General features: G+C 72.2%; 23 protein-coding genes. 9 read left to right on the plus strand and 14 right to left on the minus strand.

Translation table 11 applies throughout. The features are described from left to right. Window positions 1-156 precede the first annotated feature (156 nt). The 6 genes from ACH4XV_RS22665 to ACH4XV_RS22690 all read left to right on the plus strand — a co-directional run bounded on the left by ACH4XV_RS22665 (window position 157) and on the right by ACH4XV_RS22690 (window position 6979). Window positions 157-1629: a fumarylacetoacetate hydrolase family protein gene (locus ACH4XV_RS22665; RefSeq protein ID WP_395792512.1), complete on the plus strand. Its 1473-nt coding sequence runs from the start codon at window positions 157-159 to the stop codon at window positions 1627-1629. Beyond that, window positions 1626-2564 (plus strand): 4-hydroxy-tetrahydrodipicolinate synthase, encoded by a 939-nt coding sequence (gene dapA, locus ACH4XV_RS22670; protein WP_395792514.1) that lies wholly within the window; start codon window positions 1626-1628, stop codon window positions 2562-2564. Before ACH4XV_RS22665 ends, dapA begins: the two co-directional genes overlap by 4 nt. Continuing rightward, window positions 2561-4081: a 5-carboxymethyl-2-hydroxymuconate semialdehyde dehydrogenase gene (gene hpaE, locus ACH4XV_RS22675; RefSeq protein ID WP_395792516.1), complete on the plus strand. Its 1521-nt coding sequence runs from the start codon at window positions 2561-2563 to the stop codon at window positions 4079-4081. The genes dapA and hpaE overlap by 4 nt, the downstream gene beginning before the upstream one ends. A 177-nt stretch (window positions 4082-4258) precedes the next feature. Next, window positions 4259-5377 carry a 3,4-dihydroxyphenylacetate 2,3-dioxygenase gene (gene hpaD, locus ACH4XV_RS22680; protein ID WP_395792518.1) on the plus strand — a complete coding sequence of 373 codons (1119 nt, stop codon included), beginning with the start codon at window positions 4259-4261 and terminating at the stop codon, window positions 5375-5377. A gap of 60 nt (window positions 5378-5437) precedes the next feature. Continuing rightward, entirely contained in the window at window positions 5438-6196 is a 759-nt protein-coding gene (locus ACH4XV_RS22685; RefSeq protein WP_395792520.1) for an alpha/beta fold hydrolase, read from the plus strand. Window positions 6197-6292: 96 nt separating this feature from the next. Next, on the plus strand, window positions 6293-6979 hold the full coding sequence (locus ACH4XV_RS22690; RefSeq protein WP_235619224.1) for a GntR family transcriptional regulator: 687 nt from the start codon (window positions 6293-6295) through the stop codon (window positions 6977-6979). Window positions 6980-7084: 105 nt separating this feature from the next. Here the strand turns inward: ACH4XV_RS22690 and ACH4XV_RS22695 are convergent, their stop codons facing one another. The 3 genes from ACH4XV_RS22695 to ACH4XV_RS22705 form a co-directional block, all read right to left on the minus strand. Then, the gene (locus ACH4XV_RS22695; protein WP_395792522.1) at window positions 7085-7822 is read right to left on the minus strand and encodes a polyprenol monophosphomannose synthase; all 738 of its coding nucleotides are present in this window, start codon (window positions 7820-7822) and stop codon (window positions 7085-7087) included. Window positions 7823-8038: 216 nt separating this feature from the next. Next, window positions 8039-8791: an SDR family NAD(P)-dependent oxidoreductase gene (locus tag ACH4XV_RS22700; RefSeq protein WP_395792524.1), complete on the minus strand. Its 753-nt coding sequence runs from the start codon at window positions 8789-8791 to the stop codon at window positions 8039-8041. After that, window positions 8788-9789 carry a methyltransferase gene (locus tag ACH4XV_RS22705; RefSeq protein ID WP_395792526.1) on the minus strand — a complete coding sequence of 334 codons (1002 nt, stop codon included), beginning with the start codon at window positions 9787-9789 and terminating at the stop codon, window positions 8788-8790. The genes ACH4XV_RS22700 and ACH4XV_RS22705 overlap by 4 nt, the downstream gene beginning before the upstream one ends. Window positions 9790-9877: 88 nt before the next feature. Between ACH4XV_RS22705 and ACH4XV_RS22710 the strand changes: the two genes are divergently transcribed. Beyond that, on the plus strand, window positions 9878-10855 hold the full coding sequence (locus tag ACH4XV_RS22710) for an aldo/keto reductase (RefSeq protein ID WP_395792528.1): 978 nt from the start codon (window positions 9878-9880) through the stop codon (window positions 10853-10855). A 241-nt stretch (window positions 10856-11096) separates the two neighbouring features. On the opposite strand, the gene ACH4XV_RS22715 is transcribed toward ACH4XV_RS22710, so the two are convergent. The 7 genes from ACH4XV_RS22715 to ACH4XV_RS22745 form a co-directional block, all read right to left on the minus strand. Further along, window positions 11097-12140, minus strand: coding sequence for an aldo/keto reductase (locus ACH4XV_RS22715; RefSeq protein ID WP_395792530.1), 1044 nt, complete (start codon window positions 12138-12140; stop codon window positions 11097-11099). A gap of 66 nt (window positions 12141-12206) precedes the next feature. Beyond that, entirely contained in the window at window positions 12207-13334 is a 1128-nt protein-coding gene (locus ACH4XV_RS22720) for a zinc-binding dehydrogenase (RefSeq protein WP_395792532.1), read from the minus strand. A 51-nt stretch (window positions 13335-13385) separates the two neighbouring features. Further along, window positions 13386-14258 (minus strand): branched-chain amino acid ABC transporter permease, encoded by an 873-nt coding sequence (locus tag ACH4XV_RS22725; RefSeq protein WP_380034171.1) that lies wholly within the window; start codon window positions 14256-14258, stop codon window positions 13386-13388. 34 nt (window positions 14259-14292) lie between these two features. Then, a complete protein-coding gene (locus tag ACH4XV_RS22730; RefSeq protein ID WP_395792534.1) occupies window positions 14293-15471 on the minus strand; it encodes an ABC transporter substrate-binding protein in 1179 nt (392 codons plus the stop codon). A gap of 128 nt (window positions 15472-15599) precedes the next feature. After that, window positions 15600-17414 (minus strand): ATP-binding cassette domain-containing protein, encoded by a 1815-nt coding sequence (locus tag ACH4XV_RS22735; protein WP_395792536.1) that lies wholly within the window; start codon window positions 17412-17414, stop codon window positions 15600-15602. Continuing rightward, a complete protein-coding gene (locus tag ACH4XV_RS22740) occupies window positions 17411-18217 on the minus strand; it encodes an ABC transporter ATP-binding protein (RefSeq protein WP_395792538.1) in 807 nt (268 codons plus the stop codon). Before ACH4XV_RS22740 ends, ACH4XV_RS22735 begins: the two co-directional genes overlap by 4 nt. Beyond that, window positions 18214-19164 carry an alpha/beta hydrolase gene (locus ACH4XV_RS22745; RefSeq protein ID WP_395792540.1) on the minus strand — a complete coding sequence of 317 codons (951 nt, stop codon included), beginning with the start codon at window positions 19162-19164 and terminating at the stop codon, window positions 18214-18216. The genes ACH4XV_RS22740 and ACH4XV_RS22745 overlap by 4 nt, the downstream gene beginning before the upstream one ends. Window positions 19165-19256: 92 nt before the next feature. Between ACH4XV_RS22745 and ACH4XV_RS22750 the strand changes: the two genes are divergently transcribed. Beyond that, window positions 19257-20687, plus strand: coding sequence for an amidohydrolase (locus tag ACH4XV_RS22750; RefSeq protein ID WP_395792542.1), 1431 nt, complete (start codon window positions 19257-19259; stop codon window positions 20685-20687). Window positions 20688-20752: 65 nt separating this feature from the next. Beyond that, window positions 20753-21310, plus strand: coding sequence for a GNAT family N-acetyltransferase (locus ACH4XV_RS22755; protein ID WP_395792544.1), 558 nt, complete (start codon window positions 20753-20755; stop codon window positions 21308-21310). An 89-nt stretch (window positions 21311-21399) separates the two neighbouring features. On the opposite strand, the gene ACH4XV_RS22760 is transcribed toward ACH4XV_RS22755, so the two are convergent. The 4 genes from ACH4XV_RS22760 to ACH4XV_RS22775 form a co-directional block, all read right to left on the minus strand. Beyond that, window positions 21400-23754, minus strand: coding sequence for a hypothetical protein (locus ACH4XV_RS22760; RefSeq protein ID WP_395792546.1), 2355 nt, complete (start codon window positions 23752-23754; stop codon window positions 21400-21402). Continuing rightward, window positions 23751-24251: a GtrA family protein gene (locus tag ACH4XV_RS22765; protein WP_395792548.1), complete on the minus strand. Its 501-nt coding sequence runs from the start codon at window positions 24249-24251 to the stop codon at window positions 23751-23753. The genes ACH4XV_RS22760 and ACH4XV_RS22765 overlap by 4 nt, the downstream gene beginning before the upstream one ends. Window positions 24252-24487: 236 nt before the next feature. Continuing rightward, window positions 24488-25693, minus strand: coding sequence for a hypothetical protein (locus ACH4XV_RS22770; RefSeq protein ID WP_395792550.1), 1206 nt, complete (start codon window positions 25691-25693; stop codon window positions 24488-24490). A 56-nt stretch (window positions 25694-25749) separates the two neighbouring features. Beyond that, the gene (locus ACH4XV_RS22775) at window positions 25750-26259 is read right to left on the minus strand and encodes a SigE family RNA polymerase sigma factor (protein WP_395792552.1); all 510 of its coding nucleotides are present in this window, start codon (window positions 26257-26259) and stop codon (window positions 25750-25752) included. Between the last annotated feature and the right edge of the window lie 15 nt (window positions 26260-26274).

Raw genomic sequence — 26274 nt, forward strand, 5'->3', positions numbered from 1 at the left:
CTCCCGCCCGAACAAGCGTGCCCCTCCGGGTGGTTGACAGTGGAACCGAGATCACCTCTATTATTCTATCCGGAATCATATACGTTCCGAGATGGCATCGCCGATCCGGCGGGCGGTACCAGGCACGAAGGGCGGTGGCGAGTGACGCAGGACGCGGTGACCGCATCGACGGGACGGCGGCCCGGCAAGGTGCTGGCCGTACACCTGAACTACCCCTCCCGCGCCCGCCAACGCGGCCGTGTCCCCTCGCACGCCTCCTACTTCCTCAAACCCGGCAGCTCGCTCACCGGATCCGGCCGCGTCGAGCGCCCGGCGGGCGTCGAACTGCTCGGCTTCGAGGGCGAGATCGCCCTGGTCGTCGGCCGCGCCGCGCGTCGCGTGACACCGGCCGAGGCCTGGGCGCACATCGGCTGGGTCACCGCCGCCAACGACCTCGGTCTGTACGACCTGCGGCACGCGGACAAGGGCGCCAACGTGCGTTCCAAGGGCGGCGACGGCTTCACCCCGCTGGGGCCCATCCTGCTGCCCGCGGCCGAGCTGCGTCCCGAGGCACTGCGGGTACGCACCTGGCTGGACGGCGAGTTGGTCCAGGAGGACACCACCGCGACCCTGCTCTTCGACTTCGCCCACCTGATCGCGGACCTGTCCCGGCTGCTCACCCTGGAGGTGGGTGACGTGATCCTGACCGGCACCCCGGCCGGCGCCGGCGTGGCCGAGGTCGGGCAGCGCATCGAAGTCGAGGTGGACAGCCTCGACGACCCGACCCGGTGCACCGGACCGCTGCGCACCGACGTGGTCGCCGGCCCCGCGCTCGCCGACTGGGGCATCCCTCCGCTCGTCGACCCGGCCACCCGCGCCGACGCCCACGGCACCGTGCCCGACCCCGCGCTCACCGACGACCTGCGCACCCGGCTCGGCCGGGTCGCGGTGGCCACGCTCAGCGTGCAGTTGCGCGCCCGCGGCTTCGACACCGTCTCCATCGACGGCGTACGTCCGCTCACCCCGGGCACCCGCCTGGTCGGCACCGCCCGCACCCTGCGCTACATCCCGTTCCGCAAGGACCTGTTCGCCGCCCACGGCAACGGCCACACCGCGCAAAAACGTGCCGTCGACAACCTCGAACCCGGCCAGGTCCTGGTCATGGAAGCCCGCGGCGTGGACACCGCCGGCACCCTCGGCGACATCCTGGCCCTGCGCGCCCGCACGCTCGGCGCCGCCGGAATCGTCACCGACGGCGCGGTCCGCGACAGCGCCGCCGTCGCCGCCCTGGGCCTGCCCGTACTGGCCGCCGCCGCCCACCCCGCCGTGCTCGGCCGCCGGCACGTGCCCTGGGACGTCGACGTCACCGTCTCCTGCGGCGGCGCCACCGTACAGGTCGGCGACGTCGTGGTCGCCGACGACGACGGCGCGGTGGTGATCCCGCCCGCCCTGGTGACCGAGGTCCTGGCCGCCGCCGAAGAGCAGGAGGCGCGCGAGCGCTTCATCACCGAACAGGTCGCCCGGGGCGCCGCGTTGGCCGGCCTGTACCCCATCGGCCCCGACTGGGAACCCGCCTACCGCGCCTGGCGGGCCGCGCTGCCGCCCACCCACGACCCGGCTTCGCCCATCACCCGCGAGGAGTACCGATGAAGTACCGCGCCGACCCGTCCCTGATCCGCGGCTCGATCGCGCCGCTGGTCACCCCCTTCACCGCCGACGGCGCCCTCGACACCGCCACGCTGCGCCGCCTGGTGCGCTGGCAGCTCGCGGCCGGCTCGCACGGGATCTCGCTCGGCGGCTCGACCGGCGAGCCGTCCGCGCAGACCCTGGCCGAGCGGGCCGAGGCGATCCGGGTGGTCGCCGACGAACTCGACGACCGGGCACCGTTCTTGCCGGGTACCGGTTCGGCCAAGCTGGAGGAGACGTTGGAGTTGACCGGCGTCGCCCGGGACGCGGGCGCCGACGCGGTTCTGGTGATCACCCCCTACTACGCGCGCCCCACCCAGGACGCGCTGTACTCCTGGTACTCCACCGTCGCCCGCGAATACCCCGACCTGCCGGTGGTGATCTACAACGTGCCCAGCCGCACGGCGGTGGACATCGATCCGCGGACCGTGGCCCGGCTCTTCCGCGCGCACGAGAACATCGTCGGCATCAAGGAGACCACCAGGGACTTCGAACACTTCTCCCGGGTGATGGAGGCCGCCGGCCCCGAACTCCTGGTCTGGTCCGGCATCGAACTCCTGTGCCTGCCCGTGCTGATCCTCGGCGGCGCGGGCTTCGTCTCCGCGCTCGCCAACATCGCGCCCGCCGCGGTGGCCGAGATGTACGAGGCGTATCAGCAGGGCGACCTCGGTCGGGCCCGCGAACTGCACTACGCCGTACAGCCGTTGGTGGACCTGCTCTTCGTGGAGACCAATCCGGCGCCGGCGAAGTGGCTGATGCACCGGCGCGGCCTGCTCGGCTCCGACCTGGTCCGCCCCCCGCTGCTGCCGCTGTCCGAATCCGGCCGAACCGCCGTATCCGCCCTCGCGCAGAGCCGGTTCGACCTGCTGACCGACCCCGCCCTTGGAGAATCCGCATGAGCACCACCACGACGACGCCCGTCGAGCCCGCCGAGGTGCCCGCCGGGCTGCCCACCCGGCTGCGTCACTTCATCGACGGCCGACACGTCGACTCCCTGGACGGCGCCACGTTCGAGGTCTGCGCCCCGGCGTCGAACCTGCCCTACGCCACCGCCGCCGCGGGCAAGGCCGCCGACGTGGCGGCAGCGGTGGCCGCCGCCCGTCGCGCGTTCACCACCGGGCCGTGGCCGCGACTGCCCGCCAGGGAACGGGCCGTGGTGCTCAACCGCATCGCCGACGAGGTCGAGCGACGCGATGCGCGGCTGGCCGAACTGGAGACCTTCGACACCGGCCTGCCGATCACCCAGGCGCTCGGCCAGGCGCAGCGCGCCGCCGAGAACTTCCGCTTCTTCGCGGACCTGATCGTGGGTCAGACCGACGAGGCGTATCAGGTGCCGGGCCGCCAACTCAACTACGTGCACCGCCGACCGGTCGGCGTCGCCGGGCTGATCACGCCGTGGAACACGCCGTTCATGCTGGAGTCGTGGAAGCTGGCGCCGGCCCTGGCGGCCGGCTGCACCGTGGTGCTCAAGCCCGCCGAATTCACCCCGCTGTCCGCGTCGTTGTGGGCCGACATCCTCACCGAGGCGGGCCTGCCCCGAGGTGTGTTCAACCTGGTCGGCGGGATCGGCGAGGAGGCGGGCGCGGCGCTGGTCGAGCACCCCGACGTGCCGCTGATCTCGTTCACCGGGGAGACCACCACCGGGCGCACCATCTTCGCCGCCGCCGCCCGACACCTGAAGGGGTTGTCGATGGAACTGGGCGGCAAGTCACCGGTGATCGTCTTCGCCGACGCCGACCTGGACGACGCGATCGACGCCGCGCTGTTCGGCGTGTTCTCGCTCAACGGCGAACGCTGCACGGCCGGTTCGCGGATCCTGGTCGAGCGCGGGGTGTACGAGGAGTTCGTCGAGCGCTTCGCCGCGCGGGCCGAGCGGATCGTGGTCGGTCCTCCGGCGGATCCGGCCACCGAGGTCGGCGCGCTGGTGCATCCGGAGCACTACGAACGGGTGTTGGCGTATGTCGAGGTGGGTCGCACCGAGGCACGCCTGGTCGTCGGCGGCGCTCGCCCGGCACATCTACCGACCGGCAATTACCTCGCGCCGACGGTGTTTCGCGACGTGCCGCCCGATGCCCGGATATTCCGGGAGGAGATCTTCGGCCCCGTCGTGGCGCTGACCCCGTTCGACGACGAGGCGCACGCGGTGGAACTGGCCAACGCGGTCGACTACGGCCTGGCCGGCTACGTGTGGACCAACGACATCCGCCGCGCCCACCGGGTGGCACACCGGGTCGAGTCCGGGATGGTGTGGATCAACTCGCACAACGTGCGGGACCTGCGCACCCCCTTCGGCGGGATCAAGGCCTCCGGCCTGGGGCACGAGGGCGGCCACCGCTCGATCGACTTCTACACCACGCAGCAGGCGGTACACGTGGCCATGGCGCCACTGCACACGGCCCGATTCGGCGCCGCGTGACGATCACGGCCGAACCCCGCGCGATTCGGCCGTCGGTTCGTGCTCGACCGTATCCGCGCAGGTCGCTCGCTTGCTAGGTTCCGCACAGCTCTCGAAGCCGGTTCCGCACGACCCCAGGACACCGGCTTCCGCACCACCTCTCAACCGAACAGCGCGTCGAACAGGAGGAGAGCCCCCATGCCCACTCCCGCCGTTCCGCCCCCGCCCCCCGTGCCCACCGTCCGCCCCGGCACCCCCGCCCCCGTGCCCGAGCCGGGGGCGATACCCCCGCCCGACATCGTCCGGGCCGCCTACGCCGAGCTGATCGTCACCGACCCCGCCGCGTCCCGGGAGTTCTACGTCGACCTGCTCGGTCTGGTGGTCACCCACGAGGACGAGGACGCGGTGTACCTGCGCGCCTTCGAGGAGTACCTGCACCACTCGCTGGTGCTGCGTCGCGGCGCGAGCCCGGCGCTGGCCGCGCTCGCGTACCGGGTGCGCTCGCCCGGGGAGGTCGACGCGGCCGAGCGCTACTACCGGGCCCTGGGCGTACCGGTGGAGCGCCGCGCGGCGGGCGCCACCCGGGGCATCGGCCCGGCGGTACGGGTGCTGGACCCGCTGGGGTTCCCGCTGGAGTTCTTCTACGCAGCCGAGCACGTGCCGCGCCTGCATCAGAGCTACGACCTGCACGGCGCGGGCGCGATCGCCCGGCTCGACCACTTCAACATCGTGGTGCCGGACGTGGCGCGGGCCGAGCGCTACTACCGCGACCTGGGCTTTCGGGTGACCGAGGACATCCGGGGCGCGGACGACACGCTGTACGCGTCCTGGCTGCACCGCAAGGACACGGTCCACGACATCGCGCTGACCGGCGGCGACGGTCCCCGGCTACACCACATCGCGTTCAGCACCCACGAGCGCGGCCAGGTGCTGCACGTATGCGATCTGCTGGGCGCCCGGCGCCGGTCGGCGCACATCGAGCGCGGTCCGGGGCGCCACGGGGTGTCCAACGCGTTCTACGTCTACGTGCGTGATCCGGACCTGCACCGCGTGGAGATCTACACCACCGACTACTACACCGGGGATCCCGACCACCCGGTGCTGTCCTGGGACGTGCGGGACAACCAGCGGCGCGACTGGTGGGGCAATCCGGTGGTGCCGTCCTGGTACGCGGAGGCGTCCACCGTGCTGGACCTGGCCGGGAACCCGCAGCCGGTGTTCGCCCGGGAGGAGAACCACGAGGCGGAGGTGACGGTCGGCGCCGACGGCTTCTCGTTCGCTCGTGACACATCGCCGCAGGTGGGGTCCCCGCCGTGAGTGTCCACCCCTGGTGTAAGATCCGAAATCGTATCCGAAATAGTCGAGTGGAGAAGTAGGATGCGCCAGCGGCAGCCCCTCGCCGTCACCACCTATCCGAGCGCCGGGCCCTCCGAAGAGGTCGGGGAGTCCGAGCAACCCCCGGTGCTGCTCGTGCACGGGTTCTGTTCCGACGCCCGCCGCTCCTGGTTGGAGACGGGCATGGTGACGGCGCTGATCGACGCCGGCCGCACCGTCATCGCGCCGGACCTGCGCGGACACGGCGCCAGTCCGGCCCCGACGAGCGGCGACGAGGCGGACGCGAACACCACCGTCGACGATCTGCTCGCCGTGCTCGACGCGTACGGCGCGGAGCGGGTCGACATCATCGCCTACTCCCTCGGCGCCCGGCTGGTCTGGGCATTGGCCGAACGCGCGCCGGAGCGGGTGGGTCGCGTGGCGTTCGGCGGCATGAGCCCGGTCGAGCCGTTCGCCGCCGTGGACGTCGCGGAACTGCGCCGCGTCGTACGCGGCGAGGCGACCACCGCCGATCCGCTCACCGGGATGATCGCGGGCCTGATCCGCGCCGAGGGCGACCGCGCCGACGGGCTGGTCACGTGTGTCGAGGGCCTGCGGAGCACACCCTTCGAGCCCACGCCATGGGCCGGCCACACCCCGCCGTGGTTCGTGGTCGGCACCGACGACCCGATGACCCGGGACATCGACGTGTTGGTCGCGGCGGCCGCCGGATCACGCATGGTCGTGGTGACCGGCGACCACCACGGCGTCCTGGTCAGCCCCAACTTCCAGGGTTTGGCCGTGTCGGTCGTCGGCCGCTGACCCACCCGCCGCATACCGCGCGCACCGGATGACGCCGGGCCGGGACACCGTGTCCCGGCCCGCGACCGTATCCGGTCGAGACTGAGGAGACCGTAGTTGAGCCCCGCAAAGGCAACCGCCGCGAGCAAGGCGTCGAAGTCGTCCAAGTCGGAGATGTGTTACGAGCTGCTGCGCGGCCGGATCCTGGACGGCACCTACGGCCCCGGGTACCGGCTGGTGTTCGACCAGCTCGCCCGCGAGGCGGGAGTCAGCACCATCCCGCTGCGCGAGGCGGTGCGCCGGCTCCAGTCCGACGGCCTGGTGGAGATCGTCCGCAATGTCGGCGCCCGGGTGGCCGTGTTCGACCGCTCGCAGGTCGAGCACTCGCTCAACGTGCTGGCCCGCCTCGAGGGCTACGCGACGGCGATCTCGGCGCCGCTGATGAGCCCCGAGAACATCGCCGAGGCGAGGGCGATCAACGACCGGATGATCGAGGCGCTGGCCGACTTCGACCCGACCGCGTTCACCGCGCTCAACCGGAGGTTCCACTTCTCGCTCTACGCGCATTGCCCCGATCGGCACCTGAACGCGCTGCTCGAATCCGAGTGGGCCCGCCTGGACCACATGCGCCGCTCGACCTTCACCTACGTCCCCGGCCGGGCTCGCACCTCGGTGCGCGAACACGAGCACCTGCTCGACCTGATCGGCGCCGGCGCGGACCCCGGGGAGATCGAACGCGCGGCCTGCGCCCACAAGATCGCCACCGCGGCGGCCCTGCACCAGGCCAAGACCGGGACGCCGTAGCGGAACGTCCAAGCCCCGGTCGAACCGGCCGCGCGGCGCCGAAAGCCCCGGCCGGTTCGGCCGGGGCCCGGGTACGCCGGCCGCGGCCGGAGCGAGGTCGCGCCGTCAGCCGACCCTGCGCCCGAAGCGCAGCTTCCAGGGCGTCAGGGCGGATTCGATCTGCACGGCCAGGCTCATCTTCGACGCGCCCTCGGCCCGTTCCTCGAAGCGGATCGGCACCTCGACGATCCGGAGCCCGCGCTTGACCGTGCGGTGGTTCATCTCGACCTGGAACGAGTAGCCGTTGCTGTGGATCGACGGCAGGTCGATCGCCCGCAGCGCCGACGCCCGCCACGCCTTGAAGCCGGCGGTGGCGTCCTTCACGCCCAGCCGCAGGATGGCGTTGACGTAGTGGTTCGCCCACGTCGACAGGAGCTTGCGGTACCAGGCCCACTCGGCGGCGGTCGAGCCGCCGCGCACGTACCGCGAGCCGATCACCACGGCGGCGTCGCCGGTGCGCAGCGTGTCGAGCATGGTCGGGATCACCGCGACGGGGTGCGAGAGGTCGGCGTCCATCTGGATCACCACGTCGGCGCCCTCGTCCAGCGCGCGGGTGATCCCGGCGACGTAGGCGCGGCCCAGCCCGTCCTTGTCCTTGCGGTGCAACACCCCGACGAACCCCGATGACTCGGTGGCGAGCTTGTCCGCCACCTCGCCGGTCCCGTCGGGCGAGTTGTCGTCCACCACGAGCACGTGCAGGTTCGGCAGGCCCAGATCCGCGAGCAGGCCGACCAGAACGGGCAGGTTCTCCCGCTCGTTGTAGGTGGGAACGACGACGACGATCCTCGCGAAGGTCTCTACCACGATCCGGTTCCCGCGCGATCTCCCGGAGCATCGCGCGGCGGCACCCAGGCACCGGCGGACGACAGGTCTGTATGCATGAGGCGCGAGTCTATCGGCGCCCGGGCGCCGGCCGTCCGCACCCGAGCGGCGTGTCCGCCCGCGCGCGGCCGGCGGCACGGCGACCGGGGGCGGCTCCCGGTCGCCGGGGCCGGGTGCGCCCGGTCGCCGTGGCCGGGCTCAGACCAGCAGTTGGCCGCCGTCGACCTGGACGATCGTGCCGGTGATGTGCGCGGCGGCGGGTGAGGCCAGGAACACCGCGAGCGGGGCGACGTCCTCGGGGACCGCGATGCGGCCGAGCGGGATCCGGGACTCCCACGCCTGCCGGGCCTGCGGGTCGTCCATCAGGCCGGCCGTCATCGGGGTGTGCACCGGGCCGGGCGCCACGCCGTTGACCCGGATGCGGTGCGGGGCCAGTTCGATCGCGCCGGTACGGGTGAGCGCGTCCACCGCGGCCTTGGTGGCCTCGTAGTGGCCGAGGCCGGCGGTGGGTTGCCGGGCGCCGATCGAGCTGATGTTGACGATCACGCCGCCCGCGTCCTCCGCGATCATCCGGCGGGCCGCCGCCGCGGTGACGGTGAACGTGCCGCGCAGGTTGACCGCCACCACGGTGTCGAACACCTCGATCGGCAGGTCGACCAGGAGGCCGCCGCCCGCGACCAGGCCGGCGTTGTTGACCAGGACCGCGAGCGGGCCCACCTCGGCGAGCACCCGATCCAGGGCGGCGGCCACCGACGCGGGGTCGGTGATGTCCATCGCGACCGCGGTGCCGCCGATCTCCCCGGCGACCTTGTCCGCCGCGGCGGCGTCGATGTCGGCGATCACGACCCGGTCGCCGCCCTCGGCGAAGGCCCGGGCGACGGCCGCGCCGATCCCGCTCGCGCCGCCGGTGACCACGACCACCCGGCCCGGCCGCGCGTCCGGGGCGGTCATCGGGCCTCCGCCACGATCACCCGGGGGCTGCCGGGCAGTTCGAGCACGTCCACCGGGTGCCAGCCGGCCTCGACGAGCCATTCCTCGACCTCGGCCCGCGGATACACGGTGGTGCCGTCGATGACCAGGTATTCCCCGGCGTGCAGCGTGTCGATCAGGCGCGGCGTCCCGGTCGGCTCCAGGAAGAAGTCGAGCAGCAGCAGCCGGGCCCCGGGCTCGGCGGCCTTGCGCGCCGCAGCCACGATCCGCCGGTTGTGCTCGGGGTCGAAGCGGTGCACCACGTGTTCGAGGAGCACCAGGTCGAATCCGGTGGGCACCTCGCCGGACAGCGGATCGCCGCCGGTCACCTCGACCCGGTCCTCGACGCCGGCGGCGGCCAGGGTGTTCTCCGCGTGCCCGACGAGGTCGCCGTCGGACATGAACGTCGCGGACAGCCCGGGGTGCGCGCGCAACGCCTCGGCCAGGAACGAGCCGGACAACCCGGCCAGGTCAAGGACCCGCCGGTGGCCGCCGAAGTCGTAGCACCGGACCAGCATCGCCGCGTGCAGCGCGTTGTAGGTCATCACGCCGCCGAGGAAGGTGCCGAGCCGGTCGCCGCCGAGGTCGAGCGGGGCGGGGCGGGCCGTGCGCGAGGTCTCGCCGAAGCCGAGCCAGTGCGGGTAGCTGACGCCGTCGAGGAAGGTCAGGAACGGGCGCAGGTCCACGCCCTCCCCCGAGCCGGCGAGATGGTGCGCGGTGGCGGGCGAGTTGGCGTAGCCGGCGTCGCCTCGCTCCAACAGGCCCAGGCCCACCATGGTGTCGGCCAGGATCAGTGCGGTCCGCGCGGGCAGTCCGGTACGGGCGACGATCTCGTCGAGCGGCGCGGGGCCGTCGGCCAGGGCCGCGAACAGTCCGGCCTCGCCGGCCGCGAACAGCTGCTTGGCGGCCATGTATCCGATCGCGACATCGACGATGGGAGCCGGATCGACCGCGGCCCGGGCGTCCGAGGGAACTGGCATGCGGAACTCCTCGAGGGCAGGAAGTTGGTATCTGGAATGCTATATGATTACCGATGCCATCAACAATGCCGATCTTCGTGGAGGACCCGTGACGCGCTCCCCCGGCAGCAGTCCCGTGCCCCGTCGCCGCCTCGGCGCGCACGGCCCCGACGTACCGGTCCTGGGCCTCGGCTCGTGGAACACGTGGGACCGGATGCGTCCCGCCGACGCGGTCGCGCTGATCCTGGACGCGCTGGAGCACGGCGTGGAGTTGTTCGACGTCGCGCACTACGACATGGGCCCGCACGCGGAGAACGCCCGCACGGACCTGATCTTCGGGGAGGCCGTCCGCGAGGCGGGCGTGGCCCGCGAGGACTGGCTGCTGTGCGGCAAACTCTGGCTCTGGGAATACCCGAGGAAGGGCTTCGCCGAGCAACTGGACGTCGCCCTGGACCGGATCGGCACACATCGCGCCGACCTGGTCGTGGTCGGCGACTTCTTCGGCGAATTGCCCATCCCGGCCGTAGTCGCCGACGTCGCCGAACAGATCGCGGCGGGCCGGTTCACCGCGTGGGGCGTCAACAACTGGTCCGCACGCGACGTGTGGACCGCCCGCCGGTTCGCCGCCGCCGAGGGGCTGACCCCGCCGACGTTCGCCCAACTCAAGTACAGCCCGGCCCGCCGGGCGGTGGCCGAGGGCGCGCCGTTCGCCGAACTCTTCGCCGACGGATTGGCGTTGCAGGCGTCCGACGTCCTGGAGGGCGGCATCCTGGCCGGCAACCTGCACCCACAGCGCAAAATCGGCGCCGACCCCGGCAACCTCCGCGACCGCATCCGAGAGGTCTACCCAAAACTCGCCCACGCGGCAGCCGAGTTCGACGCCACCCCCGCCCAACTGGCCATCGCCTTCTGCCTCACCCACCCGGCAGTAGCCACGGTCCTCTTCGGCGCCAGCCGCATGTCCCAATGGCACGACAACCTCAAGGCATTGGACCTCGTCACCAAACACGGCACCACCCTCCGCGACTCCCTGGCGGACATCTGGGTGGACGCCGACATCATCGACCCGGCAGCCTCCGGCACCTGACCCTGCCCCCCGACCGGCACCCAAAACCGCCCGGGCTCCCCTGTTCACCCCAGCCCGGCACTCGAAGCCACCCCACCCCAACCAACCCCCAATCACCGGCCGGGCTCCCCCCTTCAGCCCGGCCGGCACTTGAGGCCAACCCAACCCAACCAACACCAAACGCCGACCGGACTCCCCCCTTCAGCCCGGCCGGCGCTTGAGGCCAACCCAAGTCAACCGACACCCAACGTCGGCCGAACGCTCACGGCCCCTCCGGGGACACCACCTCGCGGTCCGCGTAAAACGGCACGAGGCGTGCCCGCAACGCCGTCGCCCCGACCCGCTCAAGCAGCCGCAACCCCCCGATATTGTCGGCCAGTTGCGAGACCTTCGTCGCACCGAACAGCACACTCGCCGTAGCCGGATGCGACAGCGCGAACGCCACGCACACCTGCGCCGCCGTCGCGCCCAGATCCGCCGCCACCTCGGCGATCCCGGGCGCGGAGGCGATGATCCGCTCCCGCACCCCACCCGGATCCCGCCCGATCTCCCGCGCCGGCGCCACCCTGCCCGCCAGAATCCCGCCCTCCAGGACATCGGACGCCTGCAACGACAGCCCCGCCGCGAACAGTTCCGCGAACGGCGCGCCGTCCGCGATCGAGCGCCGGCACGGGCTGTACTTGAGCTGCGCCACCTGCGGCCCCGGCGACCCGGCGGCGAGCGCGTGCCCCCCGATGGTCCGAATCGCGGTCGCCGACCAGTTGTTCACCCCCCAGTGCCCGATCAACCCGCTCTTCTCCAACTCGGCCAGATCCCCAGCCAGTCGGGCCAGATCCAGATCCGGATCCCGGATGTCCCCCAGGATCGCCAGGTCGGCGTGATCCGTCCCGGCCCGGAACATCGCCCGCTCCACCTGCTCGCGCAACGACTGCGCGGGATACCCCTCCAACCAGATCTTGGTCGACAACTGGTAGTCCGTACGGGCCAGTCCCGCCGCCCGCACGATCGCCGAGAACAACACGTCGGTGAACACCGGCCGCTGCCCGGGAATCCCGTACACCGCGACGTCGAAGAGGTTGACCCCCCACTCCACCGCCTGCGTGACCAGGTCCACCGCGTCGTGGAAGTCCATCCGGTCGTAGGTGTGCCACGACCCCAACGACAACAGCGGCACCTGCGGCCCGTCCGCACCCAACCGACGCCGCGGCACGATCGCGTCGGAGCCCGCACTCCGCCCGCCGGCCTCCGACGCCGCAACCACCGGCTCCGCGCCTGCCGACGCCGAGTCCTTCGAAGTCTCACCCATTGCAATGGTCCTTTCGGCACCGCGAACATCCTCGCGGGCCATCGATCTCGGGGACGATACGGGACGTCACGGCAGCCAGGGGTGCACGACCGCCTTGACCTGCTCCTGCCGATGCATCGCCGCGAGCGCGTCGGTCGCGCCCGACAGCCCGACCGGAGCGGCGAACAGCCGATCCCACGCGAACCGGTCACGGAAGTCGCGCAGGAACTCGACGGCCCGGTGGTAGTCGCCGACATCGCCGTTGAGCGAGCCGACGACGTTCAGTTCCTTGCCCATCACGGTCCCGAGCGGCAACCGCTCCGGGGTGGGACCGGTACTGCCGACGATCACGAACGTGCCGCCGAACGCGGCGAGATCGACCGCCTCCGCGCCCACCCCGGGTGCCCCGGCCAGGTCCAACACCAGGTCCGCGCCGCGCCCCCCGGTGGCCTCCTGTACCGCCTCGCGCCGCTCGGCCGCGTCGACCGCCAGGCCCAGGGTCAGGTCCGCGCCGAACTCCCGGGCAAGGTCGAGCCGGGCATCGGGCGCGCCGATCGTGATCACCGTCCGGGCCCCGCTCGCCCGCGCCATCGCCCCGGCCACGATGCCGAGCGCCCCGGCGCCCTGTACCACCACCGACGCCCCGGGCCGCACCCCGCCGGCGCGGTCGAACGCGTGCAGCACGGTCTTGACCGCGCATCCCGCGCACGCGGCCCAGGTATCCGGCACGTCTTCCGGGATCACCACCTTCTCCGCGCGCGGCCCGACATAGGCGAACTCGGCCAACCCGGCCGTGGCGTACGGCCATTGGTCCGCGCGCTGGCGAAATCCATAGCCCCGATCCACGCACCCCACCGGCCGGCGCAGCACCGTACAGGCGTAGCAGGTCCCGCACGTGGACTCGGACCAGCCGATGCGATCGCCCACCCGCAACACCCGGCCGAGCGCGTCGGTGGCGCCCACCCCCACCGCCTCGACGGTGCCGGTCATCTCGTGGCCGAGCACCATCGGCAACATGCCCGGGAAGCTCATCGCCCCGCGCCACAGGTGCACGTCGGTGGCACACAGTGTGGCGCAGCCGATCCGGACCAACACCGCGCCGGGCTCGCAGCGTTCGGGCAGCCCGATCTCCTCCAGGGTCAGCGGTTCCTCGTGCGCGCGCAACACCGCGGCGCGGGTGGAGCCGTCCGGGACGGCCCGGGTTCCCATGATCATCAACGCTCTCCGGTTCTGTGTGTCATCGACTGTGCGCGCATCGGGTCCGGCTCATCGGCTGTGCGCGGTGTCCCACACCTCGTGCCGGCTGCGCCACCACAGCAGCACCAGGATCACCAGGAAGGGGATGACGCCGCGGTATTCGCGCACCTCGCTCAGGGAGGCGGAGACGCCTTCCAGGCAGCCGAGCAGCAGCCCGCCGCCCAGGGTCAGCGGCAGATTGCGGAATCCGCCGACCATGGCGACGGCGAGCGCGGTGACGATCAGCTTGCCCAGGGTGGAGAAGTCGCCGCCCAGGCGCGGCGCGACCAGGATGATCACCAGCGCGGTCAGCGCGCCGATCGCCACCCACACCGCGGTGGCCAGGCGCGGCGCGGAGATGCCGACCACCTGGGCGGTGCCGGGTCGCTCGGACAACGCCTGCAGGCGCAGCCCGACCAGCGTCCGGCGCAACATCACCTCGACGCCGACGGTGATCGCCACCGCGAAGGCGAGCGAGACCACCACGGCCCAGGACACGACCACGTCGCCGATCCGGAACACCGCCCCGTCGAAGGGCGCGGGGAAGCGGCGCGCGCCGGTGGAGGTGGCGCCGAACAGCCGCAGGCCCACCGCCATGACCGCGACGTACACGGCCACCGTCACCGCGGCTTTGGTGCGTTCGTTGTGCTCGCCGAACCAGCGGATCAGCACCGCGCCCAGCACACCGGACAGCGCCGCGCTGACCGCCACGCCCAGGAACAGCGCCGGCCACACGTTCAGGCCGTCGTCGGTCAGCGACACCATGGTGAAGGCGCCCATCGCGCCGACCGCGGCCATCGCGAAGTTCACCACGGCCACGAGTCGGTAGGTCAACACCACGCACAGTCCCAGCAGGGCGTAGCCGCCGCCGCTGCTCAGGCCCGCGATCACAGAGTTCAGCATGTCGACACCTCGTTCTCGGGCGATCCGCGCGGGGCTACTTCTTGCCCGGCACGATGAAGCCTTCGGGCAGTACCTGCCACTTGCCGTCGACGGCCTTGACGAATCGGCTGCCCTGGACCGGGTTGTGCTTGTCGTCGGGGCCGAACACCCAGGGGGAGCCGACCATCGGGTAGTCGATCGGGCTCATCTTCTTGAACGCCTCGGTGACCGTCTTGCGGGTGATGTCGCCCTTCATGCCTTTGAGCACCTGGACGAAGACGTCGGCGGCCATCACCGCGCCCTGGCTGAACGCGGTGCGCTGGATGCCGCGCTTGTCCATCAGTTCGGCCCAGCGCGCGTTGCCCGGCAGGGTGGTGTCGGTGTACGGCTGCCATTCGGTGCCGACGTAGGCCCGCATGCCCGAGGGCACCAGCTTGGCGTTGGCGTCGGTGTAGCTGTTCGCGCCCATGATGAAGTCGACGTTCTGCATGCCCTGGGTCTGCGCCTGGGCGAACCAGGGGCCGACCTGCGCGTTGTAGAGCACGGCCTGGCAGCCGGCCTGTTTGGCGGCGATCAGGTGCGGGGTGGGATCGCCTTCGCCGACGGCGGTGTCCTTGGCGGCGAGTTGTTTGCCGGTGAGGGTCTCCCACTCCTTGACCGCGTCGCTGATGCCGCCGCCACTGCCGGGCAGGGTCGTGTAGTACAGACAGACCTTGTCGTGGTGCAGCGTCTCGGAGGCGTAGTAGAGCATCGCGGTGAGCAGTTTGAACGGACCGGGGTTGACCGGCGCGATGTCGGGGCTGTTGAAGCACGCGGGGTCGACGCCGACGGCCGGGATGGAGACGATCTTCGCGGTCTTGTACGCGGCGCGGTTGACCCCGCAGTCGACCGCGCTGGAGGAGCCGACCAGGGCGACCACTCCCTTGGACTGCACGAGTTCGACCTCGTTCTCCGTGGAGCGTTGCGGGTTCATCGCGTCGTCTTTGCTGATCAGTTCGAGTTTGCGGCCGTTGATCCCGCCGGCCGCGTTGACCTCGTCGAAGACGGCCTTGACCGCCTGCGGGACCTCGGGGGTCTGGAACAGCCCGGTGATTCCATTGATCGAGCCGACCTTGATGGCGCCTTTGGTGGAGCCGCCGTCGTTGCCGTCGTCGGCGGCGCAGGCCGTCGCGGCGAGGGTGAACGCGAGCGCGAGCACGGCCGCGGCCGGTCGGCGCACGAGGGAACGCTTCATGGGAACGTCCTTGTCTTCGTGGGGGGTTGGATCGGCACGGGGTCGATCCGGTCGAAGGCATGCCGGGGGGATCCGGGTCGGCGGCGCGAGCGGGCGCCGGCCCCGGGGGACGGTCGGGCGGTCGGGGTTCAGCCGGTCGGGGTGACGATCGCGGTCGGGGGGACCGCGCCGTCGGGGGTTTCGGAGCTGCCGAGGTAGGCGGCGGTGACCGCCGGGTCGCGCAGGACCTGTTCGGTGGGCCCGGCGGCGATCACGTGGCCGAAGTCCAGGACGGTGACTTCGCGGCACGCGACCCGCACCAGTTCCATGTCGTGTTCGACCAACAGGACGGACACGCCGTAGCGTTCGGGCACCCGGGCCAGTCGTTCGGCCAGGCGCCGGGATTCGGCGGCGGACTGGCCGGCGGCGGGCTCGTCGAGCAGGGCCACCGCCGGTCGGGCGGCGATCGCGGCGGCGACGTCGAGCAGGCGCCGGGTGCCGGCGTCGACGATCGAGACGGGCAGGTCGCCGACGGGACAGCCGAAGAATTCGAGCAGTTCGTCGGCCTCGGCCCGGTCCAGGCGGCGGCCGGCGCCGATGTCGAGGTATTCGTACTGGGTGAGTTCGGGTGCGATCAGCGTGGTCTGGAACGTGCGGCGCAGGCCGCGTGCGGCGCGTACCTGCGGGGCGAGTCGGTCGATCGGCACGCCGTCGAGGCGGACCGTGCCGGGGAGGGTGCCGAGGAAGCCGCCGACGGCGGAGATGAAGGTGGACTTGCCCGCGCCGTTGGGGCCGATCAGGCCGACCACGGCGCCGGCGGGCACGGTGAGGTCGACCGCGTCGAGGGCGGTGACCGGGCCGTATCGCACGGTCAGGCCGGTGACCTCGAGGGCGGGCCCGGTGCCGATGGGCCGGGCCGGGGCGCCGACCGTGCGCTCCGCGGGCGGGCCCGCGTCGGCGCGTTCCCGGTCGGCCACCGGGGCGGCATCGCGTAGTTTGCGGGCCTTGGCCAGGCGTTTGCGGTTGCGGGTGAAGTCGGTCTGGCTCATCCCGCTGCGCAGCGCGAAGATCGGCACGATGCCGAAGACGATGCCGCCGAGGTCCTGGGGCAGTCGGACCTTCTCCAGGATGGTGGCCATGGCGGCCCCGAACACCCCGCTCATCAGGGCGCCTTCGGGGTGGTGCGGGCCGATGAGGATGGCGATGGCGAACAGGGTGACGGATTGGCCCATGGCGAAGTTGCCGGCCACCACCAGACCGAGTTGGCCGGCCATCAGGCCGCCGCCGACCCCGGCGACGAAGGCGCTGATCGCGAACGCGGCGAGTTTGCTGCGGGCCACCGAGATGCCGTGCGAGGCGGCCATGCGTTCCGAGTGGCGCAACTCCAGCCAGGATCGGCCGAGTCGGGTCTTGTCGAGGGCGGCGAGGGCGAACGCGATCACGGTGAAGACAATCACCACGAGCACGAAGTAGTTCGCGTTGGTGCTGAAGGCGGCGGGTCGGGCCACCGTTTTCAGTTCCTCGGTGCCGGGGAACTGCTTGGCGCCCAGCACGATGTCGGTGGACACCGCGGCGCCGAAGGTGATCACCGCGAGGTTGACCCCGCGTACCCGCAGCGCGGGCAGGCCGATCAGCATGCCGACCGGGGCGGCGGCGAGGCCGCCGAGGATCACCCACACGATCAGCCCGCCGGGGGCGTCGGCGAGGTTGAGCCGCATCACCACCCATGCGCCGATCGCGGCGAAGGAGAGTTGGCACAGGGACATCACGCCGGCGCGGCCGACGATCACGCCGTAGCTCTGCATGACGACGGCGCCGATCACGCTGGTGATGGCGAGGTAGAGCCAGTAGGGCGACAGGATCGCGGGGACGGCCACGCAGGCCAGGGCGGCGAGCGCGATGCCGATTGCCACGCGGCGCGGGTCGACCAGGTCCGAAAGGGTCTTCGCGGCCCGGGACTTCATCGGGTGCCACCGCCGATCGGGGTGTCGAGCGGGTGTGGGTCGAGGGCGTTGTCGGCGGGCGCCGGCTCGGCCGGGTCGGGGGTGGTCGAGCCGAAGTAGTACTCGTGCAGTAGCTCGTGCCGGCCGCGCAGGTCGGCGCAGGGGCCGTCGTGCACGATGCGGCCCTTGCGCAGCACGTAGGCGTGGGTGCCGACGTCGAGGGCGAGGTTGGCGAACTGTTCGATGAGCAGTACGGCCAGGCCGGAGGCGGCGAGTTCGCCGACCACGCGCATCAGTCGGCGCACGATCAGCGGGGCCAGGCCGAGCGACATCTCGTCGACCAGGACCACCTTGGGGTCGGTGACCAGGGCGCGGCCGAGCACGAGCATCTGCTGTTCACCGCCGGAGAGGTGGCCGGCCTGGAGGGTGCGCCGGCGGGCCAGTTCGGGGAAGAGCCGGTAGACCTGTTCCGGATCGCCGGCGCCGGCCCGGGCGACCAGGAGGTTCTGCTCGACGGTGAGAGTGCGGAAGATGGTGCGGGCCTGTTCGACGTAGCCGACGCCGGCCCGGGCGCGTTTGTACACGGGCAGTTTCTGCACCGGGCGGCCGGCGAGTTCTATGGTGCCGGCGGTGGTGCGCACCAGGCCGGCGATCCCGTCCATGAGGGTGGTCTTGCCCGCGCCGTTGGCGCCCAGGAGCACGGTGACCGCGCCGGGGGCCACGTCCAGCGAGACCCCGCGCACCACCGGGATCTCGTCCCGGTCGATGTCCACCTCGCGCAGCCGCAACACGGGTTCGGCGCCGGCCGGGCTGTGGGTACTCACCGCGCTCTCCCGTCGAACGTGTCCCGCAGCGCGCGGATCACCAGGTCGTGCGCGCGCCGTGCGTCGGTGAGGTCGGTGGCGAGCAGGCCGAAGAAGCCGTGGATGAGCCCGTCGAAGCGCACCACCTCGACCGGGGTGCCGGCCGCGGCCAGCGCCCGCGCGTACTCCTCGCCCTCGTCGCGGAGCACGTCGTATTCGGCGCCGAGCACCAGCGCCGGCGGCAGGCCGGAGAAATCGTCGGCGCGCAGCGGCAGCAGGTACGGGTCGGTCAGGTCGGCGGCGTCGCGCGGGTACTGGGTGAAGAACCAGTCCATGCTCGCCTTGGACAGGAAGTAGCCGTCGGCGAAGTCCCGGTAGGAGGGCCGCCCGTCGTCGGGATGGCCGAGCACGGGCGAAACCAGCACCTGGAGCGCGATCGGCGGGCCGGCCAGGTCCCGGCTCATCAGCGCGACCACCGCGGCCAGGTTGCCGCCGGCGCTCTCCCCGCCGACGGCAATTCGGTCGCCGTCCACCGACCGGCGCGCGCCCTCCTCGTGCAGTGCGCGGACCACGGCGTAGCAGTCCTCGGCGGCGGCCGGGTAGGGGTTCTCCGGGGCCAGCCGGTAGTCGACCGAGACCACGACCGTCTCGGCGCCGGCGCATACGGTGCGACAGGCGTACTCGTTCTCGTCCAGACAGCCGATGGTCCAGCCGCCGCCGTGGAACCAGACGAGCGCGGGGAAGGGACCGGCCCCCTCGGGGGTGTAGATCCGGACCGGGATGTCGCCGCCGGGCCCGGGGATCGTGCTGTCCTCGACAGCGCCGACCGCCGGCAGGTCGGCAGGCATGGTCCAGGTCTGCGCGAAGCCCTCGCGCATGGCCTGTGCGTCGAGGGCAAGGGGGGCGGGGCCGGATTCGCCGATCCGAGTGCGCTCGATGATCTGCTGGGCTTCCGGATGCAAGGGCACCGTATGCCTCCCAATCGACTCGCAAATCGTATCTGATTGCGTGTACGGTATGGGCTCTCGCAGGGCCTGTCCAGATCCCAGGAGGAATTAAGGTGCGCAACCGCGAATCGTGGAACGCCCGCCGCCCGGCCGCCCCCGCCGACGACGCGCCCGCCGATCTGGTCCTGACCGGCGGACGGGTACACGTCTTCGACGAGGGCGACCATCTGGCGCAGGCGATCGCGGTGCGGGCCGGACGGATCGTCCGGGTCGGCCACGACCACGAGGTCGCCCCACTGATCGGACCGGGCACCCGGCAGATCCCGCTGCGCGGGCGCGCGGTGCTGCCCGGCATCAACGACTCGCACCTGCACGGGGTCTGGCTCGGCGCGATGTGGCCGCACCTGTTGATGGACGCGCTCACCGCCGGCGCCGCCGACACCCCGCCGCCGGCCGCGCCCGCGCTGCGCACCTCGGCCGACCGCCGCACAGCCATCCTGCGCACCCGCGACCTGCTGGCCGCGCTCGGCGTCACCAGCTACACCGAACCCGGCCTGGGCCCCGGCGAGGACGGCGGCGAAACGGGCTGCTTCGGCTCCGCCGCGCTCGCCGACTACGCGCAACTGGCCGCCGAGGGCGAACTCGCGGCCCGGGTCACCGCGTTGCTCCTGTTCGGCGAGTTGGACGGTCCCGGCTCGGCCGACGCCTTCACCGCCGGACTGCGCGAATTCGCCGCCCCCGCCGAGGTGTCGGGCTGGTTCCGGGTGGCCGGCGTGAAGATCTTCGCGGACGGCATCCCGCCGATGCGCAGTGCCTGGGTGTGCGAGCCCTACCCCGACGGTACGCACGGCGCGCTGCTGATCGACGGCGACTCGGCCGAGCAGCGGCTACACCGGCTGACCGGGATGATTCGCGCCGCGCATGCCGCCGGGCACCAGATCGGCGTGCACTCCACCGGCGACCGCACCTCCGCCGCCGTGGTCTCCGCGCTCGGCGCGGCGCAGGCCGACGACCCCCGGCCGGCCCGGCACTACCTCATCCACGGCGACCTGTTGCCGCCGGCGACGCTCGCCGAGATGGCCGCGGCCGGCATCGGCCTGAACACCCAGCCCGGCATCGCGGTGGCGACCCGACACCTGCTGCACGACACGCTCGGCGCGCACACCCTGGCCCGGATGTGTCCCACCCGCGACGCGCTCGACGCGGGCGTCGACGTCTGCCTCAGCTCGGACTCTCCCGTGCTGACCCCGGACTGGCGCCGCGGGGTGGTCGCGGCGGTGACCCGCGCCGGCGTCGACGGCTCGGTCTGCGGCGTCGAGCAACGCCTCGCCGTGCGCGAAGCGTTGCGGGCGTACACGGTCACCCCCGCCCGCCAGGACGGCGCCGAGACGTGGAAGGGCTCGTTGGAACCGGGCAAGGTCGCCGACCTGTGCGTACTCGCGGCCGACCCGCTGCGGGTCGAGGTCGAGGCGCTGCCGCAGGTCCCGGTGGAACTGACGGTGGTGGACGGGCGGGTGGTGTACGAGGCGGCGGGTCGGGGGTGAGCGGCGGGCCGAGCCCCTCGTGCGAAGATCACGGTGATCGAGAACGGCCAACGTGGAGGACGACGATGTTCGCGATATCGCTGGGCGACGGTGCCGAGCTGCGCCCGCTGGAGCCCTGGCGGGCCGAGGAGTTCCTGGCCCACATGGATCGCGGCCGGGAGTTCGTCGGCCTGCACATCGGCCTGGCCGACGCCACCGCCGACCTCGCCGGCGCGCGAGCATGGCTCCAGTCGTACGCCGACAGGGCCGCCACGGACACCGGCCGGCTGTACGGCATATGGCTGGACGGCCTTCTCGTCGGCGGCGTGCTCTTCCGGACCTTCGACGCGATCGCCCGCACCTGCGAAGTCGGTTGCTGGCTGGAGCCGGCCGCCGCCGGGCACGGTCTGGCCACGCGCGGATCGCGGGTGATCATCGACTGGGCGATCCGCGAGCGGGGCATCCACCGCGTCGAGTGGCAGGTGTCCGACCAGAACGCGCCGAGCATCAACGTGGCCAAACGACTCGGCATGACCCGCGAGGGTACGCTCCGGCAGAACCACCTCTACCGCGGCGCATGGCAGAACACCGAGATCTGGTCCGTACTCGCCCACGAATGGCTCGCCGCGAACGCCCTCGCCTGACCCGAACACCCGAACCCGTACCGGGGTGCCCCGCGTCGCCGCAACCGGCCGGGGCCCCGAACCGGCGGGCGCACCCGGCCCGTTCGGGCTCAACCGCCGACCGCCGCCTCCGCCGGGCCGTAGTACCCGTCGCCCGCGAACCGCACCCGCACCGGCTGCCCGGCCACCGGATCCGGAACCCGCAGCACCGCCTCGCCCCGTGCCCCCGTCACGACCCGCGCGACCTCCCCGCCGGCACCGAGCAGGACCACGTCCACCTCGAACAGCGGCGCCCCGCACGCGTCCCGGAGCACCACCGCCACAGTGCCCGGGTCCCGTGCGGTCACCGCCAGGTCGGGCTCGCGGTTCGCACACAGGTCCCGGGTGAAGTCGCCGACCTCGAACAACTCCGCGCCGCCGAACCCGCCGCCGAACCAACCGATCCCGCCGTTCCCGCGCACCACCGGCCGATAGTGCCCGCGGTCGCCGAGCACGGCGAGCAGCAGGTCCCGGTCGCCGTTGCCGACACCGAGCAGCAGGTATTGCGCGCCGGACGCCCGCAACCGGCGGGTGAAGTCCGCGACATCGCGGGGCTCGCCCAGATTGGTGATCCGCCGCTGTCCGTGCTCGCCCATGATCAGGTACAGGAAGTCCGCCCGGGTGAAGTCGGTGAAGGCGATCGTGCGACCGTCGGGCACCCGGTCGAGCCCGGCGTAGGCGGCCGTGGGCAGGATCCGCCGGTCGCGGTCCGGATCCCGCATCAGCTCCACCGCCTCCCGCACATTCGCCCGATGCGCCCCGTAGCGGTCCCCCGTCCAGGTGTTGGTCGGCTGCGTCGCCCACCACATGGACACCGCCGTGGTCCCCACGAACACCGCCGCGAGCAGCCCCGCGAGTACCCGTCGCGCCGACATCGGCACCGCCACCCGCCCCCCGCGCACCCGGTCGGAGCGTTCAGCCAGCGCCGTCAGCACCACCGCAAGCCCCACACAGCCCAGGGCCGGCACGATCAACTGGTAGCGCGCCCACCACGGCGCCGGGGACGCGATCCCCCACACGATCACCGGAAGCACCAGCCCCCACAGCAGATCGAAGCGCCGCCGAACCCCGAACACCACCAGGCCCGCCACCAGGACAGGCAGCAGCAGGTAGATCCACTGCAACCCGAACCCGCCCGGCTGCTGGTCGTACGTATAGGCGAAGCGCTCCCGATCCAGCAGCCACGAGTGCAACGTGGCCCGCGCCTTCCCCTCCCCGATCACCAGCGGCGAGATGGTGGTCCGGATGATCAACTCGTCGACGGTGCCCCTGCCCGGGAAGCCGAACATGCTGAACGGGTAGAACGGGTTGCCGTAGCGAATCCAGGTACGCACATACCAGTAGCCGCCCAGCGCCGTCATCGGCAGGCCGAGCCGCGCCACATTGGGCACGGCCTCCCGGACCAGCGCGGCGGCATCCCCCCGCAGCCCGGCGACCCGACCGCGCGGTGGCCCGGACGGCGCGCCCCGGCGCACGTCGGCGAGCACGTACCCGGTCTGCACCACGACCAGCACGCCGACCATCGCGGCGGTCAACAGGTTCGACGACTTGACCCCGACGGCCACCCCGAGCGCGATCCCGATCCACCACACCTGGCGGCGCAGCGCGCGCTTCGGGTCCACGCCGCGCGTGATCGCCGCCGCCACCGTCGAGCGCAGGCCGAGCGTCAGGTGCAGCGAGGCGAGGGCGGTGGCCGTCGTCCCGAAGTCGACGTAGGTGGTAGACGCCTCCAGGAACACTGCCGGGACGGCGAGGATCCCGAGCCCGGCGAGCGTCGCGTGTGCGCGCCGGGCGCCGGCGGTGCGGGCGATCCCGGCGGTGGCGACCGCGCCCAGGGCGAGGAAGGGCAGTCCGGACGCCCAGCCCAGGCGGGTGTCGCCGAGGAACGCGCCGCTGAACCCGGTGAGCAGTTCCTGCCCCTGCGGATACACGTCGGCCCACAACACCTGTGGGGTGTGGCCGACATACCCCTGCTGGAGCCAGATCCCCGGCCCGGGCAGGTGGTACCACAGCCCGTCGTAGTCGAGCGGACCCAGGAACACGGCCAGCGCGCCCCGCCAGCAGTACTGCGCACCCACGAGCAACGCCACCACGCCGACCGCCGGATGCCGCCACGACCGCCGCACCCGGGGCGCGAGCGCGCGGACCAGGTCCCGGCCCCGCCGGCGCTCTCCGTCGACGCGGGCCCGCCGGGTCGCCGCGATCTCCGCCGCCGCGACCACGAGGGCGGCGACGAACAGGGGGACCGCGTCCAGTCGGCGCAGCAGGGCGCCGACCAGCAGGGTCAGCGCGGACAGTTGGGCCGTGGTCAGCAGCAGCCACAACAGCACGACGTCCACCGCGCGGCGCATACCGCTCGCGCACGCCAGGTGCCCGCATCCGGCGAGCGTGGCCGCGAGGGCGATCACCAGGGCCGCGGCGTTCACCGCAGACCCTGGGTCGCGTCTCGACGGACGTCGGCCGGGAGGGGAGCGGTGTCGGTCGCAGCGCGGAAGACCCAGGTGCGGTAGCCCCAGAAGCGGAACCCCGTGGCCAGGCCCATTCCGATCACGTTGCCGGAAATGTTGTCCGCGAGCAGGCTGTCGAAGCCCAGGACGTGCCGCGACACCCACAGGCAGCCGACCTGGATGACCAGACCGCCCAGGCTCCAGCCGATGAACAACAACAGTTGCCGACCCGCGTCGTGCACGGCGCCCGACGCGGTGCGCTCGCGGTAGGTCCACCGCCGGTTGCCCAGGTAGGCGACCATCGTGGCGACACTCAGCGAGACCAGCTTCGCGGGCAGGGCGGAGACGTCCAAGAGCGCGCGCAGGACGTTGAACAGAACCACGTCGACGCTGTAGCCGACCCCGCCCACCACCGCGAACCGCGATATCTCGGGGACGAATCTGCGCAGGTGCTTCGGGGGTATGGGCAGGATCATGAGCGGTCTCGTCAACCTCGGGAAGTCGAATGCGGGGCGCCGGTCGCGGACCGAGGCGTCTTCGGGTGTCGCCGACCGGTTCGGCGGTACGGACGGCCGCGATCACCGGGGCGGCACACCATTTCGGGCAGCGCGGAACCCACCCCCGGCATCGAGTCGGCGCCGGGGACAACGCGGGATGTCACATGGGCGGTTCGGTGGTCAGCGCGCGGGTCGGCGACGACCGGCGCGTGTCGTCAGCGGGCGTCCCAGCGCGCCGAGGCCGCCATCGCCTTCAGCATCTCCAGGTCCAACCCCGTGGTGCCCGTGGCGAGTTCGCCGTAGACGAGAGTGGATTTGGCGGATGGCGCGTCCACCTCGAACCGGATCTGCAGCCCGTGCGGCCGGTACACGGTGAGGCTCAGGGGCACGACCCGTTCGTCCACGGTGCGATTGAGAGCGGCCAGGGCCCGGTTCCCGTCGGACAGGGTCACCTCACCGCAGGTCCACGCCAGTGCGCCCGGAGGGCAACCCTGCCACCCGCCGAGCGGAGTCGGATCCACCCGGACGGTCAACAGATGACGGCCGGTAGCGGCCTGCACGACGAACTCGCCGCTGCGCGAGTCCCCGTCGCGGGCTTCCAGCCGCACCGCGTCCGGCAGCAGAGCCGGAACCAGGCCCAACACCTGCTCAGCGGCCGTCGGCTCCACGGCGATCACGGGTGCCCAGACCGGGCTGCGGGCGATCTCGGTGATCTGCTGGATGCTCATGGTCGGCACGCCCGCCGGCTCTCCGGCGTCGTCGTACGCCCCGGAGAGGCGGACCCCGACCATCGCTCCGTCGGCCCGGGTGTGTACGACGCTCCACTCCGCGTCCGGACTCCCGGGCTCCTTCGTGGACTTGCGTACGGTCAGTGCGCCGCCCTCGGGCTGCACCACCCGGACGCACTCGTTGTCCGGGCGAACTCCCGTGCAGTAGGCATAACTTCCCAGCTCGGTACGGCTGCCGGGCACCGGTCGGGAGATCGACACGACCAGCGACGACTTGCCCGCGGCCGTGGCATACGTCCCGGAGACCTGTGCCTCGGTCCGGAGCACCTTGGGCGCGTCGGCCTCGAAACGGCTTTCCGCATCGGTCAGCACCCCTTCCGGGGGCAGCGCCTTCATCAGGTACGGCACCAGATCCCGGCGCACGTCGGCCGCCGAGGGCAGCCGGGTCCGGTCGGCCGAATCCGACGAAAGCCCGAATCCGCCGTCCGTCGCGGCCCATCCCCCCACGCTCGCCGCCACCAGCACGAAGGCCAGTGCCGACCGACGCAGGGTACGGGCCCGCCGGCGCTGTCGGCCCCGGGCGAGCGATCGCGCCACCAGGTCGGAACTGGGCGCGGGGAAGTCCTCGACGGCGGAGCTCAGCGCCGCGGGCAGGTCGCGCTCGTACCGCTCGAAGTCCTCGTCGGTGATCACGGCCACCATGTCCTTTCGATCGCGATCGCCGGGGTTGGGGGAAGCGGTGGGGTCGGTCAGCATGTCGCCGCCAGGTCCCGCAGTTCGCTCCCGAGCAGCGCCCGCAGGCGAGTCAGCGCCCGTTTGGCGCGGACCGGGACGTTGCCGGGCGCGATGCGCAGGATGTCGGCGGTGTCCTTGATCGAGTAGTCCTCCCAGTAGCGCAGCACCAGCACCGCCCGATCGTTCGGGGACAGCCGGTCCAGGCCCTCCAGAAGGGTCAGCCGCAGTTCGATGTCGGTCCCGTCGGGCGACTGCCGGTCCGGCACGTCGCCGGCGGGTCGCTCCGACCAGCGCCGGAGGCGGCGGGCGGACAGATACGTCCGTACCAGCGTGGTGTGCGCGTAGGCCATGGGTGCGTCCATGACCCGCACCCGGCGCCACACCGGGAACAACTTTCCGAAGGTCTCCTGGACCAGGTCCTCGGCGAGATGCCAGTCTCCCGTGAGCAGGCAGGCGGTACGCAGCAGTTGTCCGCTGCGCGCGTGCGCGAACTCCTCGAAATCCGCGGCCATGCTTCTCGACATGGAGCCTCCGTACTT

This window comes from Embleya sp. NPDC020630 (assembly GCF_044334985.1).
Classification (GTDB): Bacteria; Actinomycetota; Actinomycetes; order Streptomycetales; family Streptomycetaceae; genus Embleya.